The sequence below is a fragment of the Amycolatopsis sp. cg5 genome (genome assembly GCF_041346955.1).
GTDB lineage: Bacteria > Actinomycetota > Actinomycetes > Mycobacteriales > Pseudonocardiaceae > Amycolatopsis.
Genome location: NZ_CP166849.1, coordinates 8,204,375 through 8,223,439, shown reverse-complemented (window position 1 = coordinate 8,223,439; position 19,065 = coordinate 8,204,375). Strand labels below are relative to the sequence as shown.

Here is a 19,065-nt window from a genome sequence, read left to right as displayed (position 1 = left end):
TGAGTGGTACGGCCGGTTCTAACCGGCGAAAACACTCACGACCCCTTCTTCGGCCGCCTCGCTCGGGTAAGGGAAGCCCTCACCGACGCCGACCGTGGATGAAGGGAGCCCTCATACCTGGCTCTCGTACCTGGTGAGTGCGGCTTGCGTCGTTCAACGACGCATTTTCCACACAGCCACCCGGTCGCAGCCGAGCAACCAGACATGCCACTTTTGACCGTCCGCTCAAATAGAACCGTCGGCAACATTCACGACCCGCTTACGAGATCCCGCTGATCAGGCTGGCGACCGAGACGGCCATGGTGACCTTGACCGACTCGCACGCTTTGTCCTTGGCGTCCTTCGCGACCGGGGTGAACTCGGTCTGCAGTACCTGCTTGCTCTGCAGTTCGACGCTCAACGTGCAGCTCGTCGCCGTCTGCTCGATCCGCGAGGGCAGGACGCCGAACTTCCCGGGCGTCACACGCGCCCCAGGCTTCTCGGGCACCCCAGCCAAACCGACGCCTGCTGTCGTATAGGACCCGACGGCGTTGGCGTACTTGCTCTCGTAGGCGCAGCTCGGGCCGAGCGGGGTGACGCCTTCCTTGCCGCCGCCGCGCGGGACGGAGATGCCCGCGTAGTTGACGTGGGTGAACTTCACGATCTCGCAGATGCCTCCGGGCATCTTGGCGAGCGCGTCGGCGGGCGGTTCCTGCACGACGCCTTCCCAAGGTGTGCCGCCTGCCAGCGGGACGAACTTCTTCGCGATGACTTCGGCGACCTTCTTGGCGATCTCGCAGTGCTCGGCGCGGTTGCCGGCTTCCTCGCTGCCGATGTCGTAGCCGTCGACGGCGAGCGCGGCGTACGCGCGGACGTCGAGCAGCACCGAACAGAACGTGACCGGCGGCGGGTCGAAGGTGTAGACGCGGCCCTTCAACCCGGCGATCTGCACCGGCTCGACCGAGGACGTGGTCTGCGTGATGCGGTTGTACGGGCCGTAGACGTGGACCTGCGCGCCCTTGTTGTTCGGCAGCACGAACTGGCAGCCGCTGAGCACGGCTTCCGAGCTGACCGTGCCGAGCGGTTTCATTTCCTCGGTGACGAGCGGCAGCCAGTCGCAGGCCGCCTTGCTGACCTCGGAACGCAGCGGGAGCGGCTGGTCGAGTGGGTCGGTGCTGAAGCCCGATCCATTGGTGGGCGGCTTGTAGGCCGGTGCGTCCGCCTGCGGGCCGCCGCCCAGCGGAAAGGCGGAGCCGGTGATGGTGGTGGAACAGCCGGTCAACAACAGAAGACCGGCGAGCAGAGCTGGCCAACGTGACATTTCAACCCCCAGTAGGTTTGGGGCGAAGTCTAGGCCAAACGGGTTAACGCCACGATGGAAGCCACATTTCGGCCTGCCATTGGCCGCTGGTGATCGAGTCGCCGTTGAGGATCGGCCAGAGCCACGCGAAGTTCGCGACGACGAGGCCGACGTACAGCGCGACCACGAGCAATCCGGTGCCGCGCCGTTCGAAACCGCGCTGGGCACTGCCCAGTACCTGCCCGAGGATCAAGGTGAGCCCGAGTATCAGGAACGGCGCCATCGGCGTGGCGTAGAAGAAGTACATCTGCCGGTCGAGGTTGATGAACCAGGGCAGCAGACCGGCGAGGTAGGCCACGAGCACGGCCGCATAGCGCCAGTCCGAGCGGAAGACCGAGCGCCAGACGCTCCAGCCGAGCATCGGCAGCGCGAGCCACCACATCGCGGGCGTGCCGATCAGCATGGTGGCGCGGACGCAGTTGGCCTCGCCGCAGCCGGTGGCCGCCGCGCCGGACTCGTAGTAGTAGAGCATCGGCCGCAGGCCCATCGGCCACGTCCACGGCTTCGACTCCCACGGGTGCGGGTTGTCCTTCGGCGTGGTCAGGTTCGCGTGGAAATGCAGCACGTTCGCCGTGTAGTCGCCGAGGGAACGCAAGGCGTCCGGCACGAACCCCCAGAAGCCGGGGTCGATGTTCTTCATCTCGACGTAGTTGCGGTCGGTCGCGGTCTCGCTGGCGAACCAGGCCCAGTAGCTGCCGAGGTACATGAGGAACGGCAGCACCAGTATCGCGAACAGCGCGGGCGCCACGTCCCGCACGATCGTGCCGAGGTAGGGGTGCTCGACGCCCGCCGCGCGCCGGGCCGCGACGTCGAAGAACACGCAGAGCAGGCCGAACGCGACGATGTAGTAGAGGCCGGACCACTTGACGCAGAACGAGAGGCCGATCATCAGCCCGGCGGCGAAGCGCCACCAGCGGAAGCCGAGGCGGGGGCCGAACTTCGACTCGTCGGCCCAGCCTTCGCGGACGGCGACGGCGAGGCGTTCGCGGACTTGGTCGCGGTCGCGCAGCAGGCAGCCGAACGCGGCGAGCACGAACAGCGCGATGAAGATGTCGAGCATGCCCATGCGGGCCTGCAGGTGCAGCACGCCGTCGCAGATGACCAGCACGCCGGCGATCGCGCCGAGCAGGGTCGAGCGGGTCAGGCGCCGCGCGATCCGCACGGTCAGGAAGACGATCAGGACGCCGGCGAGCGCGGCCGACAGGCGCCAGCCCCAGCCGTTGTAGCCGACCAGCCATTCACCTACCGCGATCAGCTGCTTCGCCAACGGCGGGTGGACGACGAGTTCGTAGCCGTAGTTGTCCTCGTAACCGCCGTTGCGCAGTGCCTGCCAGGCCTGCGGGACGTAGTGCTTCTCGTCGAAGACCGGGGTGCCCTTGTCGGTGGGGAAACCCAGGTCCTGCAGGCGCACGATGGCGCCGATGAGCGTGACGACCGCGGTGACGATCCAGCCGCGCAGCCGGTCGGCCGGCATCGGGCGACCCAGGAGTGTGGCCTCGCGATCCGACGGCGGCCGCAGGTCCTCGACGGCGTTTTCGTCGTCAGGGCGCGTCAGCAAGGCGGTCACGGGTCACGATCCTACGGGCGGCGAAGTGAATTCGACATGCCGCTGTAGCTTGAGCGTATGACCGGTCGGCTCGTACTGGCGGCGACCCCGCTGGGTGACATCCGCGACGCGTCGCCCCGGCTCGTCGAGGCACTCGGCACCGCCGAGGTGATCGCGGCCGAAGACACCAGGCGCCTGCGCGCGCTCGCGTCGGCCTTGGACGTTTCGCCTACCGGGCGGATCGTCAGTTTCTACGAGGACGTCGAAACGTCGCGGCTGCCCAAGCTGCTCGAGTCGCTGCGGGACGGCGAGACCGTGCTGCTGGTGACCGACGCCGGGATGCCGAGCGTCTCGGACCCCGGCTTCCGGCTGGTCGCGGCCTGTGTCGAGGCGGACCTGCCGGTCACCTGCCTGCCGGGTCCGTCCGCCGTGACGACGGCGCTCGCGTTGTCGGGGCTGCCGTGCGACCGCTTCTGCTTCGACGGGTTCGCGCCGCGCAAGCCGGGCGAGCGGGCCAAGTGGCTGGGCGAGCTCAAGCAGGAACCGCGCACCGTGGTCTTCTTCGAGTCGCCGCATCGGATCGCCTCGACGCTGGAGGACGCCGCGTCCGTGCTCGGCGGTTCCCGGCGCGCCGCGGTCTGCCGAGAGCTGACGAAGACCTACGAAGAGATCAAGCGCGGGACGCTCGGGGAGCTCGCGCAGTGGGCCGCGGAGGGTGTCCGCGGTGAGATCACTGTGGTGCTCGGGCCGGGTGAGCCGCGTGAGGTTTCTGTGGCGGACCTGGTGAGCGAAGTTTCCGAGCGCGTCGCCGACGGCGAGCGTCTCAAGACGGCCGCCGCCGAGGTCGCGGAAGCCGCCGGAGTGTCGAAGAAGGAGCTGTACGACGCGGTGCTCGCGTCGCGCCGCTAGCGGAGCAGCGCCTCGATCGCGGCCTGTGCCTTGGCGGCGTCGGGCTCCTCGCCGGTGATGATGTCGGTGTAGATGAACGACTCGCCGATGCGGACGATCAGGTAGGCGAGGTCGGGCACCGGCAGCGGCGGGTTCAGGCCGCACTCGCGGACCTCCGCTTCGAGCAGCTCCTCGAGTTTCGCGATGATCCGGCTCTGCACGACGCTGGCCTTGGTGGTGAGGATGCGCAGCGCGCGCTCGGGCTCGCGGCGGACGAACTCGCGGAACGCCTTCGCCTCGTTGACCGTGCGGACGAATGAGCCGATGGCGTCGGCGAGCCGCTCGGCGCCGGTGCCGGTCGCGGACTTGGACCTGGCTTCGAAGACGTCTTCGGTGATCGACCAGAGTATCTCGCCGAGCAGCTGATCGCGGTTGCCGACCCAGCGGAACAGGGTCGCGCGGCTGATCTCCAGCTCGGTGGACAGTTCCCGCAGGTCGACGCGGCGGCCTTCCAAAAACCAGGATCGCGCGATGGCGAACGCGTACAGAGCGTCCGGACGTTCGGGGCGCTCAGCTCTCAACAGGCGGCTCAGTTCGGTTTCGATCGGTGAAACATATCACGTGCTGTCTCAGGCGTGAGACATATGCAAAAATGTTTCATCCAGATGACGGAAGGTGGCTCATGCGTGCAGTTCAGGTGACCGAATTCGGCGGGCCCGAGGTCCTCAACCCCGTCGAGCTGCCGGATCCGGTGCCGGGGACCGGCGAGATCTTGATCGAGGTCGACCGTATCGGGGTCAACTACGCCGACACGCACCAGGCTGAGAACTCCTACCTCGCGCCGAGCAAGCTGCCGCTGGTGCCCGGCGGCGAGGTCACCGGGCGTACCCCGGACGGCAAGCGCGTCGTCGCGCTGCTGAACGGCGCGGGCTACGCCGAGCGGGCCGTCGCCAACGCAGGCGGGCTGTTCGAGATCCCCGAGGGTGTCGACGACCTGACCGCGCTGTCGTTCATCGTCCAGGGCGCGACCGCTTGGCTGCTGCTGCGCAAGAGCGCGCACCTCGAGGCGGGCGAGTCGGTCGTGGTGCACGCGGCCGCCGGTGGTGTCGGCAGCATCGCCGTGCAGCTCGCGAAGGTGTGGGGCGCTGGTCGTGTCATCGCGACGGCGTCGAGCGAGGAGAAGCGGAAGCTCGCGCTGGAGCTGGGCGCGGACGTCGCGATCGACTCGCGGTCCGAGGACATGACCGCGGCGCTGCGCGAGGCCAACGGCGGCAAGCGCGTCGACATCGTGCTCGACATGACCGGCGGCAAGACCACCGACCAGAGCATCGCGGCTCTGGCGCCGTTCGGCAGGCTCGCGTTCTACGGCATGGCCAGCCGCGAGCTGCCCAAGGAGATCGACCTGCGCAACCTGCTCGGCCACAGCTCGACGGTCGCCGGCATGTGGCTGCCGCACGCGCTCTCGCTGCCGGGCAACGTCTACGGCCGCGCGATGACCGAGCTGTTCGAGCTGGCCGTCGCGGGCAAGATCCGCGCTGTCGCGGGTGGCGAGTACGGCCTTTCGGAGGCTCGTAAGGCGCACGAGGCGCTGCGCTCGCGCGGGACCGTCGGCAAGCTCCTGCTCGACCCGAGCCGGTAGGCCGGGGATAAAGCCCGCTTTACTCCCGGGAGTAAAGCGGGCTTTATCGCGGGGTTTCTCAGCTGACGAGCTTCCAGAGGTAGCTGGGGCTCTTGACCGGCGCGGTGACCTTCTTGGTCCACATGTCCTTGACCTTGCACGGCGGCACGATGCGGTACTTCACGACGGTGAAGGAGCGCCCTTCCTTGTACTGCTGCAGGCGCATCGTCTTCCCGGCTGGCACTTCGGCCGTGTACGACCACGAGTCCGACTTCGAGTAGCTGCCGCCGACGCTGACCGACAGCGAGACGCTGGCCTTCGCGAAGATGATCCCGGCCTCCGCCTCGGTCGTGCCGGTGATGGACGCGTTCACCTCCGACGTCGTCGTCTTGTTGTAGGTGATGCTGCCCGGCCCGGTGAGGTAGTCACTGCGCAGGTTCGTGGCCATCCACGCCTTCGCGCCGTTCGAGATCCGGTAGTCCGGCGGGTCGTTGACCTCGGGACACGGCTGGATCGCCAGTGCCTGGGCGGCGGGCGCGACGCACAGGCCCGCGGTGAGCGTGATCGTGGCGACGACATGGCGAAGACGCATGGCTGGCTCCCAAGAGTCGATCTTGGTTCGAAGGTACCCGGCCGCGCGTGAATCGCGTGAAGAAGTAACCGACCGGGTTACGGGTTCGCCAGCAGGTGTTCGAGCGGGGCGGCCTTGTGCAGGCATTCCTGCCATTCGCCGCCCGGCTCCGAGTCGGCGGTGATGCCACCGCCGACGCCGAGCGCGATGCGCCCGCCGGTGATCTCGAAGGTCCGGATCGCGACGTTCAGCTCCAGGCCCGCGATCGGCGACGCCAGCCCGATGGCTCCCGTGTAGACGCCGCGCGGGGTGTGTTCCAGTTCGGCGATCAGGTCCAGCGCGCGGATCTTCGGCGCGCCGGTGACCGAGCCCGGCGGGAAGGTCGCCGCGAGCAGGTCGGCGTCGGAGGCGTCGAGACGTCCTTCGACGGTGGATTCGAGATGCCAGACGCCGGGTGCGGGCCGCACGCGCAACAGCTCGGGCACGCGCACGCTGCCGACCGCGCAGACCCGGCCGAGGTCGTTGCGCACCAGGTCGGTGATCATCACGTTCTCCGCGACGTCCTTTGTGGACTCGCGAAGCCGGGTGGCCAGCTCGTCGTCGTGGGCGCCTCGGCGGGGCAGTGTGCCCTTGATCGGTGTCGAACGGACGCGATCTCCTTGCCGGGAAAGGAAAAGCTCCGGTGAGAGTGAGACGAGCGAACCCCATGGGCCGGTCAGGAAAGCCGCGCGGCGCGGCGACATCCGGCGGATGCCTTCGGCGAACAACGCCTCGGGCGAGCCGGTGAACTCGCCGGTGAACCGGGTGCAGATGTTCGACTGGAACAGCTCGCCCGCTTCGATCGCGTGCACGCAGGACTTCACGGCCGTGTGATGATCCGACGGCAGCGGGCGGTCCAAAGTGGCCGCTCGCCACCGCGACGCGGGCGCGGGACGGGAGAGCAGTGCTTCCAGCTCGTCGGCCAGCGGAAGGCGGGCGGGATCCAGCGTTTCGAACCACCATCGGCCGTGCGCGTCCAGGCGCAGCACGTGATCCGCCCAGCCCCAGGCCGCCACGGGCAAGCCGGCCGACCGGCCGGACGGGTCGGTCAGGTCATACGACAGGTAACCGAACCAGCCACCGCCGACCGCGCCGGGTATCGAGTCACGCACAGCCGGTTGGTCATCCGGTACCGAAAACGCTTGCGAAGCGTCGAAAGCGCTTAAGGACACGGTCGGCGCGAGCACGGCACGGGAGCCGAACCACTCGCCGCTCAACGCCGCGGGCGGCGCGATTCCCAGCTCGCGGGCGCGCGCGCCGAGCAGCAGCAACGCCGAATCAGGCGTCACCGTCGACGAGAGCGCGCGCACCACCAACCGCATGCCGGGGATTGTCGCAGCTACTAGAGCAGTAAATCGCCCAATGTGAACGGATACACCACGGCGTCCTGCGCCACCTGCCCGCGCACGCCCGGCACCTCGGGCGCGAAACCGTGCTGGTGCAGGCCGAGTCTCGAATGGAACCAGCCGGGGCGGCCGGGGATGCCGTTGTGCCGGACGAGCCAGAGGATGACCTCGCTGTCGGCCCACCGGTCCGGGTTGAGCCGGTGGCTCGCCCAGCAGTCGTAGTCCGCGTAGATCAGCACCCGCTTGATGCGCGCGGCGTGCCGGACCGCCTTGATCCAGGCCTTGATGAACTTGTCGTCCACACTCTGCGCTTCGACTTCGAGCGCCGGCGCGAGCGAACCGGGCGCGAACGCGCCCAGCTTGCTCGCCGTGCGGACGAAGAACTCGGCCTGGTCGTGCACCGCGCCGGGGCGCGCGTAATGCCGCGCTCCCGTGTGGATTCCAGCCTGCTGGGCGCCTGCCAGCAGCCGTTCGGCGGCCAGCGCGCTCCAATTGGTGTTCTCGGTGACCGTCACCGACGCGAATCTGAAATCGCCGGTGCGGACCGCGGCCCAGTCGTCCACGGTCTCCCGATGGGAAAGGGTGATTCCCAGTTCGGCTTCCGGCTCTGTCATTCGCACCGCCCTCGCATGCAGTGAAAGGTCACCTTACGTGCGTACTGCCTTAGTAAGGTGACCTTTCACATCAGCGTGTCTCAGGCGTTTTCACGTTGGAACGTCCTCGCGCCCCACCAAATCGCCAAAACGGCCATCACGACGACGACCACGGAGCCGGTGAAGACCGCGTCCATCGCGAAGTCGCCCTTGAACGTGTTGCGCTCGACGTCGACCACGTGCCGGAACGGGTTGATCCGGGAAACGTTGTACAACCACGCGGGCGCGACGCCCGCGGTGATCGGCAACAGGATCCCCGAAAGCAGCAGCAGCGGCATGAGGACCGCGTTCAGCAGAGCCGGGAACGACTCTTCGCTCTTGAGCGTCAGCGCCAGCGCGTACGAACACGACGCCAGCGTGACCGCGAGCAGGAACACGATCACCAGGCTCAGCACCACACCGACGAACGGCGCGTTCAGGTCGAACACGAAATACGCCAGCGCGATGATCAGCACGGCCTGGAACACCGCCTGCAGCGCGTTCGCCAGCACCTTGCCGAGCAGCAGCGCCGCGCGGCTGACCGGGGTCACCCGCATCCGCTCGACCACGCCGGAGCGGTACTCGGCGAGCAGTCCGAAGCCGACGAACGAACTGCCGAACAGCGCCAGCTGCGCGATGAGCGCCGGGGTGAGCAGCATCCAGCCGTCCACCTCGGTCAGTCCCTGTGCCTGCATCGCCTTGACCATCAGCGGACCGAACAGGAACAGGTACAGCAGCGGCTGCATGATCCCGATCATGATCCAGGTCGGATTGCGCAGCGCGGCGACCATCTCCTTGCGGAAGATCAACCAGGTGTCACGCAACATCGGCGGCCTCCTTCTCCTGCGCAGGCGCCTGCGCGCCCTCTTCGGCGTCACGCAGGCTGCGCCCGGTGAGCACGAAGAACACGTCGTCGAGGGTCGGGCGGTGCACTTCCATCGACCGCATCGCGATGTCTTCGCCGTCGAGCGCGCGCAGCAGCTCCGGCATCGCGACGTCGCCGCGCGGCACCCGGAACCGGATCGTGTCGTCCACAATGGACATCTCGTGCGCGCCCTGCAGGCGGCCGGCGATCTCCGCGGCCCGTGACACGGACTCGCGGGGCACGCCGACGACCACGCCGTCGCCGGACACCCGTTCCTTCAAGGCGTCCGGGCTGCCTTCGGCGACGATCTCGCCGTTGTCGATGACGATCAGCCGGTCGGAGAGCGAATCGGCCTCGTCGAGGTAGTGCGTCGTCAGGAAGACGGTCACGCCCTGCTCGGCGCGCAGCCTGCGGATGTGCTCCCACAGGTTGGCCCGGCTCTGCGGGTCGAGCCCGGTGGTCGGCTCGTCCAGGAAGATCAGGCCGGGTGAGTGAATGAGCCCCAGTGCGATGTCGAGCCGCCTGCGCTGGCCGCCCGACAGTGTTTTCGTGAGCCGCTGGTCCAACCCGGACAGGTCCAGCCGGCCGGTGAGCTCGGCGCCACGGGCGCGCGCGTCGGCTTTGGACAAGCCGTACAGCCTGCCCTGCAGCTCGATCTCCTCGCCGACCTTGGCTTCCGGCGCGATACCGCCGCCCTGCGCGACGTAACCGATCCGCTTGCGTACCCCCAGCGGGTCCTTCAGCAGGTCCACCCCGCCGACCATGGCCTCACCGGCGGTCGGCTTCAGCAGCGTGGTGAGCATGCGCAGGGTGGTGGTCTTGCCCGCGCCGTTCGGGCCCAGGAAGCCGACGAGCTCGCCGGCTTCGACGTCGATGTCGACACCCTTGACGGCGTCGACCGTGCGGCCCCTGGCGGTGAACCGCCTGGCGAGGCCGCGTGCCTTGATCATGAGAACCCCTCTCGTATTCAAACTTGACTAGTTTGCCGGGCAAACCATGCCCTAGAAGGGTGCGCTAGTCAAATTTGATTAGGCGGTGGGCTCGCCGAAGACGGTCTCGTCTTCGCCCGCCATGACGTACTCGCCCTGCTCCAAGCGGCCGATCATCTCCCGCAGCCAGCGCACGTCGGTCTCGGCGTGCGCGTGCCACATCCGGTACAGCTCGCTGACGTGCGCGGGCTTGGCGAAGTCCGTGAAATGCTCGCGGGCGTAAAGCGACGCCTGCTCCTGGCCTTCCATCTGCATCAGCCGGTGCTTGAGAAGGCTTACGACGCGCTCGCGGGGGAGCGCGGTCATGAAGGTGACGGCCGCGGAGAGCGTGTACGGGCTCGGGTCGTTCGTCGACAGCGCCGTGCTGAGCAGCGTCTCGAATTCCTCTTCGCCCTCGGCGGTCAGCCGGTACGCGGTCCGGTCCGGCCCGCCGCTCTCGCCGGTGTCGGCGACCTGTTCGAGCAGGTTCTCGACGGTCATCTTCTTGAGTGCGTGATAGATGGAGCCCGGCTGCACGTTGCCCCACTTGTCGGCCGACCACGACAGCAGCTCGCGGCGCACCTGGTAGCCGTGCGCCTGGCCGTACATCCGTACGACCCCGAGCACGAGCAAACGCGTCGCCGACAAGAGTGACCTCCAAGCAGTACCTGACAACAATGCACGAGACAGCATCCGTAGGCTAAATAAGCATGAGTACCTCCGTGTTGACAGCGGTGGCCTGGCCGTACGCCAACGGCCCCCGCCACATCGGCCATGTGTCCGGATTCGGCGTCCCGTCCGACGTCTTCTCCCGCTACCAGCGAATGGCCGGCAACCGGGTCCTCATGGTCTCCGGCACGGACGAGCACGGCACCCCGATCACCGTCCAGGCGGACAAGGAAGGCCTCACCTCCCAGCAGACCGCCGACAAGTACACCCGCCAGATCGGCGAGGACCTGCGCGGCCTCGGCCTCACCTACGACCTGTTCACCCGCACCACCACCGGGAACCACGCCCACGTCGTCCAGGAGATCTTCCTGGCGCTGCACCGCAACGGCTACGTGGTGCCCAAGACGACCGTCGGCGCGATCAGCCCGTCCACCGGCCGCACGCTGCCCGACCGCTACATCGAGGGCACCTGCCCGATCTGCGGCTACGACGGGGCGCGCGGCGACCAGTGCGACAACTGCGGCAACCAGCTCGACGCGCAGGAACTGATCAACCCGAAGTCGCGGATCAACGGCGAGACGCCGAAGTTCGTCGAGACCGAGCACCTGTTCCTCGACCTGCCCGCCTTCACGCAGACGCTGGGCAAGTGGCTCTCGACGAAGACGGACTGGCGCTCGAACGTCCTCAACTTCACCAAGAACCTCGTCGACGACATGCGGCCGCGCGCGATCACGCGTGACCTGGACTGGGGCGTCAAGATCCCGCTCGACGGCTGGAGCGACCAGCCGCTGAAGCGGTTCTACGTCTGGTTCGACGCGGTCATCGGCTACTTCTCGGCCAGCGTCGAGTGGGCACGCCGCTCCGGGAACCCGGACGCGTGGCAGGAATGGTGGCTCAACCCCGACGCCCAGACCTATTACTTCATGGGCAAGGACAACATCACCTTCCACGCCCAGATCTGGCCCGCGCTGCTGATGGGCCACAACGGCGAGGGTGACCACGGTGGCGAGGTCGGCCCTTACGGCAAGCTCGCGCTGCCCGGTGAGGTCGTGTCGTCGGAGTTCCTGACCATGAGCGGGTCGAAGTTCTCGACCTCGCGCGGCACGGTCATCTACGTCAACGACTTCCTGCGCGACTTCGGGCCCGACTCGCTGCGCTACTTCATCTCGGTCGCGGGCCCCGAGACCCAGGACACCGACTTCACCTGGGACGAGTTCGTCCGGCGCACCAACTTCGAGCTGGCCAACGAGTGGGGCAACCTGGTCAACCGGTCCATCTCGATGGCGCACAAGAACGTCGGCGCCATCCCGCGTCCCGACGCGCCCGCCGCCGCGGACGAGGAGCTCAAGGCGCTCTCGCGCAAGGCGTTCGAGATCGCGGGCGGGCACCTGGCGCGCTCGCGGTTCAAGATGGCCGCCGGTGAGGCCATGCGCGTCGTCACGGCCGCGAACCGGTACCTGTCCGACCAGGAGCCGTGGAAGCTCAAGGACGATCCCGCGCGGCGCGACAGCGTGCTGCACACCGCGCTGCAGGTCGTCTCGGACGCCAACACGCTGCTGACGCCGTTCCTGCCGCACTCGGCGCAGAAGGTGCACGAGGCGCTGGGCGGCACGGGCGTCTGGGCGTCGCAGCCGGAGCTGCGGGACGTCGAGGACCTCGACATCCCCGGCCGGGTCAACCCGATCCTCACCGGTGACTACGCGAGCGAGCAGGCGCGCTGGGAGTCGGTGCCGATCGAGGTCGGCAGGCCGCTTGAGAAGCCGAGCCCGCTGTTCACCAAGCTCGACCCGGAACTGGGCGAGACGGGCCCCGAGTGGGCTCCGATCGTCAAGTGAGTGATCGTCAAGTGAGCAAGCCACCTCGCGAGAAGCCACCGGTGCCGGACAGGCTGCCGGTATCGGTGGTGGACTCGCACACCCACCTCGACGCGTGCGGCGCGGTCACGGCCGACGACGTGCGCGAGATCGTCGACCGCGCCGAGCGCGCCGGGGTGGGCCGGGTGGTGACCGTCGCGGACGACCTCGCCTCGGCCCAGTGGGCCGCCGAGGCGTCCACCTGGGACGAGCGGGTGTTCGCGGCCGTCGCCGTGCATCCCACGCGGACCAAGGAGTTCGGCGAGGCCGAGCGGTCCGAAGTGGAGCGGCTGGCCAAGCAGCCCCGGGTGGTCGCGGTCGGGGAGACCGGTCTCGACTACTACTGGGACTACTCGCCGCACGACGCCCAGCAGGAGGCGTTCCGGTGGCACATCGACCTCGCCAAGCGGGTCGGCAAGCCGCTGATGATCCACGACCGCGACGCCCACGAGGACGTGCTGCGGGTCTTGGCGGAGGAGGGCGCGCCGGCCGACGTCGTGTTCCACTGCTTCTCCGGCGACGAGGTGATCGCGCGGCGCTGCGTCGACGCGGGCTACGTCCTGTCGTTCGCGGGGACCGTGACGTTCAAAAACGCGCGTTCTTTGCGGGAAGCGGCGCGATTGGTCCCTTCGGAGCAATTCCTGGTGGAAACGGACGCGCCATTCCTGACTCCGCATCCGTTCCGCGGGCAGCCGAACGAGCCCTATTGCGCGGCCTACACGGTGCGTAACCTCGCCGAGGTCAGGGGCGTCGGAGTGCACGAGATCGCCGAGTCCGCGCGGCTGAACGCCGAGCGGGTGTTCCGACTCCTCAGCGTCACAGGGGGTTGAACGCGTTGCTACATAAGGAAACTCGGTTAACCCACTCGATGGAGTGACACAAGTCACAACATTCCGGGGGGTGTTTGCGCAACCTCCCGACCTTCGTTACTGTCCCGTGATCGTGCCGCTTTGGCCTTGCCGGAGCGCACACCCTTGGTCAACACGAACACGCGTCGGGGCGTGGTGCGGATCGAGGAGCAACGACCTCTTTCGAAAGGGATCGACCCTGTGACTGGCACTTATAGACACGCTGACGCGCGTCTTGAGGACACGTACGCCCACGGCAGCCCGCTGGCGACGCTGGACCGGCCCGCGCACGGGGAGCTCGACTTCTCCGACGACCTCGCGGTCACCCATCAGGACGTGCTCGCCGCACTCGGCCCCGACGCCGAGATCCTGATGAACGAGATCGACGTCGACGTCGACGAGCTGATCCGGCTGATCAACGCGGAGACGACCTACCTCCCGCCGATCGTCATCCCCGACGAGGTCTCCGAAGACCGCGTGGCCCGCCAGGCCGTGAAGGTCGACCCGGTCGTCGAGGCCACCAAGACCTGGAAGCGCCGCTTCCTCAAGGGCGCCGTCGTCGCCGTGCTGCTCACCCTGACCGGTGGTGGCGCCGCCGCGCTGGCGATGAACAAGAGCGTCACCGTCGAGGTCGACGGCGTCTCGCAGACCGTCCACACCTACGGCGACACCGTCGGCGAGGTGCTCGAAGACGCCGAGCTGTCCGTCGGCGCGCACGACTCGCTGTCCCCCTCGCCGCAGGCCGAGGTCGGCGACGGCGGCGTCATCCACCTGGAGCGCGGCCGCCAGCTCAACCTGGTCGTCGACGGCGCTCCCGCCAAGCAGAACTGGGTCCGCGCCACCAACCTGGGCGACGCGCTGGGCCAGCTGGGCATGACCGAGCTGCTCAAGCCCGGCACCTGGACCTCCATGGCCTCCACCGGCGCGCTGCCCCTCGAGGGCGCCACCGTCGAGGTCAAGACCCTCAAGAACATCGTGCTCTACGACGGTGGCACCGAGGCGAAGCAGATCAAGACCAACGCGGTCACCACCAAGGAGCTGCTCGGCGAGCTTAAGGTCTCCCTCGGCCCCGAGGACGAGGCCGAGGGCGGTCTCGACCTCAAGCTGACCGACGGCGCCGAGGTGCACGTCAGCCGCACCGGCGTGACCATGGTCAAGGAGAAGGAGACCATCGCTCCGCCGGAGCAGAAGGTCGACGACCCCGACCTGGACAAGGGCAAGACCTCCGTCGAGGACCCTGGCCAGGCCGGCGAGAAGATGGTCACCTACAAGGTCACCAAGAAGAACGACAAAGAGGTCGGCCGCGAGCAGGTCTCCGAGGAGATCCTCACCGAGGCCAAGCCGAAGATCATCCACGTCGGCACCAAGAAGCCCCCGGTCAGCATCGGCGACGGCTCGGTCTGGGACCAGCTCGCCAAGTGCGAGGCAGGCGGCAACTGGGCGGCCAACACCGGCAACGGCTACTACGGCGGCCTCCAGTTCAACAAGTCGACCTGGGACGCCTACGGCGGCTCCGCGTACGCCTCCATGCCGCACCAGGCCTCCCGCGAAGAGCAGATCTCGATCGCCGAGAAGGTGCGCGCCGGTCGTGGCGGCTCGTACTCCGCCTGGCCTGCCTGCTCCCGCAAGCTCGGCCTCGGCTAGGTTTCGGTTTCCAGCGGCGCCCGACGCGATTTTCGCGTCGGGCGCCGCTGTTGTTTGTACGAGGGTCGTCAGCCTGCTTGCCGCTGGGCGACAGGCCGGTTGTGCGGGGTTTTCGGCCGGTCAGTGGCCGAAAACCCCGCACAACCCAGAGCTGTCCGCAACGCTCACGACCCCAGCGACCGGCGGTTGTATACACGCGAAAGCCGAGTTTGGGCCGCCCAACGTCCCGAACTCGGCTTTCGCGTGCGGGTTCGGGACGTGGAGAGCGACGAGCCCCGCGTTAGCACGACGCACCGACAGGTTCGGTGGAGCGAAGGTCGGAGCGGCTTGAGTTGTCCACGACCGGCGTGGCCTGTGGGCAGGTCGGCTTGGCAAGATCGACTGTCGGTGGGGGCGGGTAGGCTGGTGCAGGGCGGAGCCCCCAGGGCGGGCGGGGGGTGTCCTTACTAAGGTGGGGGCGTGACTGAACTGCTCGGGCCTGCCGAGATCCGTGGGCTGGCCGCTGAGCTGGACGTGCGCCCGACCAAGAAGCTCGGGCAGAACTTCGTCCACGATCCCAACACCGTGCGCCGCATCGTCGAGCTCGCCGGGGTCGGCGCGGACGATGTCGTGCTGGAGGTCGGGCCGGGGCTCGGCTCGCTCACGCTGGGGCTGCTGGCGGCAGGCAGCAGTGTCGTCGCCGTCGAGATCGATCCCAAGCTCGCCGCCCGGCTGCCGCGGACCGCGGCCGAGCGTGCGCCGGAGGCCGCCGAGCGGCTGACCGTCATCGGGCAGGACGCGCTGAAGATCAAGGCGGGCGATCTGCCCGCCGAGCCCGCCGCGTTGGTCGCGAACCTGCCGTACAACGTCGCCGTGCCCGTCGTGCTCCAGCTGCTGGCCGAGCTGCCGAGTCTTCAGCGGGCGCTCGTAATGGTCCAGACCGAAGTGGCCGACCGGATGGCCGCCCAACCGGGCAGCCGGATTTACGGGGTGCCGAGCGTCAAGCTCGCGTGGTACGGCCGGGCCAAGAAGGTGGCAGCCGTGCCGCGTGCGGTGTTCTGGCCGGTGCCCAATGTCGACTCCGCGCTCGTTTCCTTCGAACGTGCGCAGCTTGAGTCCACTGTGGACCGGCAAAAGCTCTTCGCTGTCGTCGATGCCGCGTTTTCCCAGCGCAGGAAGACTTTGCGGGCAGCGCTCGCGACGTGGGCCGGTTCGGCCGAGCGCGCGGGTGAGATTCTCACGAGCGCGGGAGTAGATCCCAAGACGCGCGGTGAGCAGCTGGATGTACGTGCGTTCGAACGGATCGCGCTCGCCGCTTCGTAGCGTGACGGGTCGTCGCTGTTCCGCTATCTGGAAATCTCCTCCCGTGCTCTGGACAGGTCCAGTCGTGTGATCTGCACCAATGGACTTGCTTTCACGCCTTGGGATCGGTTTTACTCATCTTGCCATCCCGAGCGACTGAGAGACCTGGCTCGCTGAAGTCGCAGCAACCACCCCTCCCGGGGCAGGTGCTACAGCCAGGACCGATGGAGGAACTGATGTACCGCTCGCGAATGCTCACCAGGCGACGTGTCGTCGATGAGGGTCGCCGTACGGTTTCCGCGTGTCGACGCTCAACCGTCTTCGCCTAAAAACCCTCTTTTCGATCTGAGTCCATTTCGGACGCCTTCTTTGGTGACGGTTCTGCGCGCCCGCTGAACGCGGCGTGCTTCCTTGGGGAGCCCTTTCGTGATCACGCTTGAAAACCTGTCCAAGTCCTTCTCTGCCAACGGAAATCCGGTCGTCGCACTGCGCGACGTGAGCCTCGACATCAACGCCGGTTCGCTGTTCGGCGTCGTCGGTCCCGCCGGTTCCGGCAAGTCCACCCTCGCCCGCGTCGTCGGCCTGCAGGAGCGGCCCGACCGCGGTGTCGTCCGCCTCGACGGCCTCAACACCGGCGCGCTCGACGGCCGCAGGCTCCGGGAGATCCGCCGCCAGGTCGGCGTGCTCGACGCCAAGCCGGAGCTGCACGCCGAGCGCACCATCGCGGGCAACATCGCCTCCCCGCTGGAGCAGCTCGGTCTCGACGGCCCGACCCGGCGCACCCGCGTCGGCAACCTGCTCGACCTGGTCGGGCTCACCCAGCGCGCCACCCAGCGTCCCGACGAGCTGACCGCGGGCCAGCGCCGCCGCGTGGCCGTCGCCCGCGCGCTCGCCTCCAGCCCGTCGGTGCTGCTCGCCGACGACCCGACCTCGGGTATCGGATCCGAGGAGTCCGGCGCGGTGCTCGCCGTGCTCGACCGCGCGCGTGCCGAACTCGGGGTCACCGTCGTGCTGACCACGCCGGACACCAGCGTCGTCCGCCGGGTGTGCGACGACGTCGCGGTCCTCGAGGCAGGCAGCCTGATCGAGCGCGGTTCCGTGCTCGACCTGATCACCGACCCGGCCAGCCGCACCGCGCAGGCGCTGCTGCCCGCGATCGAGACCACCCGCGCGCAGGCCGCCAAGTACGAGCGCTCGGTGGACGTCGTGCTGATCGGCTTCGCGGCCATCGGCGCGCTGCTCCCCGAAGCGGCGACGCGGTTCGACGTCGAGCTCGCCACCATCGGCGGCGGGGTCACCCGCGTCGGTGACACCCCGGTCGCCCGCTTCCGCCTCGGCATCCGCGGCGAGCAGGCCCAGGGCGCGCTCGGCTGGATCGCCGAGCGTGGCGCGCACGTCGCCCAGCCCGCGCGCACCCCGCAGGCGATCGTTGCGGCTTAAGGGATTCAGCGGGCTTTATCCCGGTCTCGGGATAAAGCCCGCTTGATCACTTCCGCGCGAGCGCGCCCACGACGCAAGCCATCACGAGCACGATCCCGGCCGCCCAGCCGCTGGCGGTCGCGTAGCCGTGCACGATCGCGGTCGCCGAAGTGCCCACTGTCGCGCTCGCCGCGATCGTGTTCAGCGAAGCCGTGCCGAGTGACGCGCCGACCTGCTGCGAGGTCGTGATGAACGCCGACGCGACACCCGCGTCCTTCGGCTCGATCCCTGACGTGGCAACGTTCATCACCACCGGCATCGCCAGCCCGACGCCGGCGCCGAGCAGCACTTCGGCAGGCAGGATGAGGCCGAAGTAGGACGCACCCGGCGTCAGCCAGACGAGCAGGAAGAGCCCGCACGCCAGCAGCGTCAACCCGATCACCCAAAACGGGCGCGGCCCGAAACGAGGCAGCAGTCGCCGCGAAATCTGTGATGAAACAAGGAGATTCGCGCCGAGTAGCGGCAGGAATGCCAGCCCAGCAGCCAAAGCGCCGTAGCCCAGTATCGCCTGCAGCTGGTAGGTAAGGAAAAGGAACATCCCGAACATGCCGAACGAGGCCACGCCGATCGTCAGATAGCCTGCCGCCCGCCGCCGGTCGGTGACCACATTCAACGGCAGCAACGGGTTCGGCAACATTCCTTGGCGTACAACGAAAGCGACCAGCGCGGCCACGGCGATACCCAGGCAGCTGAGCACCAGCCCGGAACCCCAACCCTGTGAAGCCGCTTCGGAAAGCCCATAGACGAGTGCCACGATCCCGGCGCTGCCGAGCAAACCGCTGAGCCAGTCGAGCTTCGCGGTGCGGTGACCGGGAACCTTCGGCAGCACGAACCAGCCCGCCACGCCCGCGAGCACCGCGATCGGCAGGTTCACGTACAGGCACCAGCGCCAGTTCAGGTACTCCGTGAGCGCCCCGCCGAGGATCAGCCCGACGGCCGCGCCCGACATGATGATCGCGCTGAAGTAGCCGAACGCCTTCGCCCGCTCCTTCGGATCGGTGAACGTCAGCGTCAGCAAGGAAATCGTCGACGGCGCGAGCAGCGCGGCGAACACGCCCTGCGTCGCGCGGGCCGCGATGAGCATGGCCGCGCCGTCGGCCGCGCCACCGACCGCGGACGCCAGCGCGAACCCGGTGATCCCGATGAGCAGCGTGTTCTTCCGCCCGAGCCGGTCGGCGAGCCGCCCGCCGAGCAGCAGCAGCCCGCCGAACGCGAGCGTGTACGCGCTGATCGTCCACTGCCGCGCGACGTCGGACATGCCGAGGTCGCGCTGGGTGGACGGCAGGGCGATGTTGACGACCGTGGTGTCGATGATGACCAGCAGCTGGGCGAGCGCGAGCGCGCCGAGTGCCCACCATCTGCGGCGGGCCGGCGCGTCGGGTGGTGTTTCGAGTGTCGCGGTCATGAGGACCCCCATTACTTGTCGACCGGTAAGTTAACTAGCCGGTCGTAAGGTAAGTCATTGCTAGCCGGGCGTCA

Annotated in this window: 17 protein-coding genes and 1 riboswitch; of the genes, 7 read left to right on the top strand and 10 right to left on the bottom strand. The window is 68.2% G+C overall.

Features of this window, described 5'->3' with window-relative positions:
* Positions 1 to 259: 259 nt before the first annotated feature.
* Both AB5J62_RS37120 and AB5J62_RS37115 read right to left on the bottom strand, forming a co-directional pair.
* On the bottom strand, positions 260 to 1,300 hold the full coding sequence (locus AB5J62_RS37120) for a hypothetical protein (protein WP_370944712.1): 1,041 nt from the start codon (positions 1,298 to 1,300) through the stop codon (positions 260 to 262).
* Positions 1,301 to 1,343: 43 nt separating this feature from the next.
* Entirely contained in the window at positions 1,344 to 2,906 is a 1,563-nt protein-coding gene (locus AB5J62_RS37115; RefSeq protein WP_370944711.1) for a dolichyl-phosphate-mannose--protein mannosyltransferase, read from the bottom strand.
* Between the two features lie 57 nt (positions 2,907 to 2,963).
* On the opposite strand from AB5J62_RS37115, the gene rsmI reads away from it, so the two are divergent.
* A complete protein-coding gene (gene rsmI / locus AB5J62_RS37110) occupies positions 2,964 to 3,794 on the top strand; it encodes a 16S rRNA (cytidine(1402)-2'-O)-methyltransferase (protein WP_370944710.1) in 831 nt (276 codons plus the stop codon).
* On the opposite strand, the gene AB5J62_RS37105 is transcribed toward rsmI, so the two are convergent.
* Entirely contained in the window at positions 3,791 to 4,354 is a 564-nt protein-coding gene (locus AB5J62_RS37105) for a QsdR family transcriptional regulator (protein WP_370944709.1), read from the bottom strand. The genes rsmI and AB5J62_RS37105 overlap by 4 nt on opposite strands.
* 101 nt (positions 4,355 to 4,455) lie before the next feature.
* On the opposite strand from AB5J62_RS37105, the gene AB5J62_RS37100 reads away from it, so the two are divergent.
* The gene (locus tag AB5J62_RS37100) at positions 4,456 to 5,412 is read left to right on the top strand and encodes a zinc-binding alcohol dehydrogenase family protein (RefSeq protein ID WP_370944708.1); all 957 of its coding nucleotides are present in this window, start codon (positions 4,456 to 4,458) and stop codon (positions 5,410 to 5,412) included.
* 58 nt (positions 5,413 to 5,470) lie between these two features.
* Here the strand turns inward: AB5J62_RS37100 and AB5J62_RS37095 are convergent, their stop codons facing one another.
* The 6 genes from AB5J62_RS37095 to AB5J62_RS37070 all read right to left on the bottom strand — a co-directional run bounded on the left by AB5J62_RS37095 (position 5,471) and on the right by AB5J62_RS37070 (position 10,460).
* Entirely contained in the window at positions 5,471 to 5,983 is a 513-nt protein-coding gene (locus AB5J62_RS37095) for a hypothetical protein (protein ID WP_370944707.1), read from the bottom strand.
* 77 nt (positions 5,984 to 6,060) lie between these two features.
* Positions 6,061 to 7,323: an aminodeoxychorismate synthase component I gene (locus tag AB5J62_RS37090; protein ID WP_370944706.1), complete on the bottom strand. Its 1,263-nt coding sequence runs from the start codon at positions 7,321 to 7,323 to the stop codon at positions 6,061 to 6,063.
* Between the two features lie 20 nt (positions 7,324 to 7,343).
* Positions 7,344 to 7,961, bottom strand: a complete 618-nt coding sequence (locus tag AB5J62_RS37085; RefSeq protein ID WP_370944705.1) for a GH25 family lysozyme — start codon at positions 7,959 to 7,961, stop codon at positions 7,344 to 7,346.
* Positions 7,962 to 8,041: 80 nt separating this feature from the next.
* On the bottom strand, positions 8,042 to 8,806 hold the full coding sequence (locus AB5J62_RS37080; RefSeq protein WP_370944704.1) for an ABC transporter permease: 765 nt from the start codon (positions 8,804 to 8,806) through the stop codon (positions 8,042 to 8,044).
* Positions 8,796 to 9,794, bottom strand: a complete 999-nt coding sequence (locus AB5J62_RS37075; RefSeq protein WP_370944703.1) for an ATP-binding cassette domain-containing protein — start codon at positions 9,792 to 9,794, stop codon at positions 8,796 to 8,798. The genes AB5J62_RS37080 and AB5J62_RS37075 overlap by 11 nt, the downstream gene beginning before the upstream one ends.
* A gap of 78 nt (positions 9,795 to 9,872) precedes the next feature.
* The gene (locus tag AB5J62_RS37070; RefSeq protein WP_370944702.1) at positions 9,873 to 10,460 is read right to left on the bottom strand and encodes a PadR family transcriptional regulator; all 588 of its coding nucleotides are present in this window, start codon (positions 10,458 to 10,460) and stop codon (positions 9,873 to 9,875) included.
* A gap of 62 nt (positions 10,461 to 10,522) precedes the next feature.
* Between AB5J62_RS37070 and metG the strand changes: the two genes are divergently transcribed.
* The 5 genes from metG to AB5J62_RS37045 all read left to right on the top strand — a co-directional run bounded on the left by metG (position 10,523) and on the right by AB5J62_RS37045 (position 17,547).
* Positions 10,523 to 12,316, top strand: a complete 1,794-nt coding sequence (metG, locus tag AB5J62_RS37065) for a methionine--tRNA ligase (protein ID WP_370944701.1) — start codon at positions 10,523 to 10,525, stop codon at positions 12,314 to 12,316.
* An 11-nt stretch (positions 12,317 to 12,327) separates the two neighbouring features.
* Positions 12,328 to 13,164 carry a TatD family hydrolase gene (locus AB5J62_RS37060; protein ID WP_370944700.1) on the top strand — a complete coding sequence of 279 codons (837 nt, stop codon included), beginning with the start codon at positions 12,328 to 12,330 and terminating at the stop codon, positions 13,162 to 13,164.
* Positions 13,165 to 13,446: 282 nt separating this feature from the next.
* Positions 13,447 to 14,826 carry a transglycosylase family protein gene (locus tag AB5J62_RS37055; RefSeq protein ID WP_370950438.1) on the top strand — a complete coding sequence of 460 codons (1,380 nt, stop codon included), beginning with the start codon at positions 13,447 to 13,449 and terminating at the stop codon, positions 14,824 to 14,826.
* A 459-nt stretch (positions 14,827 to 15,285) separates the two neighbouring features.
* Positions 15,286 to 16,128, top strand: coding sequence for a 16S rRNA (adenine(1518)-N(6)/adenine(1519)-N(6))-dimethyltransferase RsmA (rsmA, locus tag AB5J62_RS37050; protein ID WP_370944699.1), 843 nt, complete (start codon positions 15,286 to 15,288; stop codon positions 16,126 to 16,128).
* A 119-nt stretch (positions 16,129 to 16,247) separates the two neighbouring features.
* Positions 16,248 to 16,338: riboswitch (SAM riboswitch) on the top strand.
* A 195-nt stretch (positions 16,339 to 16,533) separates the two neighbouring features.
* Positions 16,534 to 17,547, top strand: a complete 1,014-nt coding sequence (locus AB5J62_RS37045) for a methionine ABC transporter ATP-binding protein (RefSeq protein ID WP_370944698.1) — start codon at positions 16,534 to 16,536, stop codon at positions 17,545 to 17,547.
* Positions 17,548 to 17,593: 46 nt separating this feature from the next.
* Here the strand turns inward: AB5J62_RS37045 and AB5J62_RS37040 are convergent, their stop codons facing one another.
* Positions 17,594 to 18,991, bottom strand: coding sequence for an MFS transporter (locus AB5J62_RS37040; RefSeq protein ID WP_370944697.1), 1,398 nt, complete (start codon positions 18,989 to 18,991; stop codon positions 17,594 to 17,596).
* Between the last annotated feature and the right edge of the window lie 74 nt (positions 18,992 to 19,065).

Bases quoted from the DNA above. Each gene is read 5' to 3' on its own strand.
- AB5J62_RS37120 (WP_370944712.1), bottom strand. From the start codon at position 1,300: ATGTCACGTTGGCCAGCTCTGCTCGCCGGTCTTCTGTTGTTGACCGGC.
- rsmI (WP_370944710.1), top strand. From the start codon at position 2,964: ATGACCGGTCGGCTCGTACTGGCGGCGACCCCGCTGGGTGACATCCGC.
- AB5J62_RS37100 (WP_370944708.1), top strand. From the start codon at position 4,456: ATGCGTGCAGTTCAGGTGACCGAATTCGGCGGGCCCGAGGTCCTCAAC.
- AB5J62_RS37095 (WP_370944707.1), bottom strand. From the start codon at position 5,983: ATGCGTCTTCGCCATGTCGTCGCCACGATCACGCTCACCGCGGGCCTG.
- AB5J62_RS37090 (WP_370944706.1), bottom strand. From the start codon at position 7,323: ATGCGGTTGGTGGTGCGCGCGCTCTCGTCGACGGTGACGCCTGATTCG.
- AB5J62_RS37085 (WP_370944705.1), bottom strand. From the start codon at position 7,961: ATGACAGAGCCGGAAGCCGAACTGGGAATCACCCTTTCCCATCGGGAG.
- AB5J62_RS37080 (WP_370944704.1), bottom strand. From the start codon at position 8,806: ATGTTGCGTGACACCTGGTTGATCTTCCGCAAGGAGATGGTCGCCGCG.
- AB5J62_RS37075 (WP_370944703.1), bottom strand. From the start codon at position 9,794: ATGATCAAGGCACGCGGCCTCGCCAGGCGGTTCACCGCCAGGGGCCGC.
- metG (WP_370944701.1), top strand. From the start codon at position 10,523: ATGAGTACCTCCGTGTTGACAGCGGTGGCCTGGCCGTACGCCAACGGC.
- AB5J62_RS37040 (WP_370944697.1), bottom strand. From the start codon at position 18,991: ATGACCGCGACACTCGAAACACCACCCGACGCGCCGGCCCGCCGCAGA.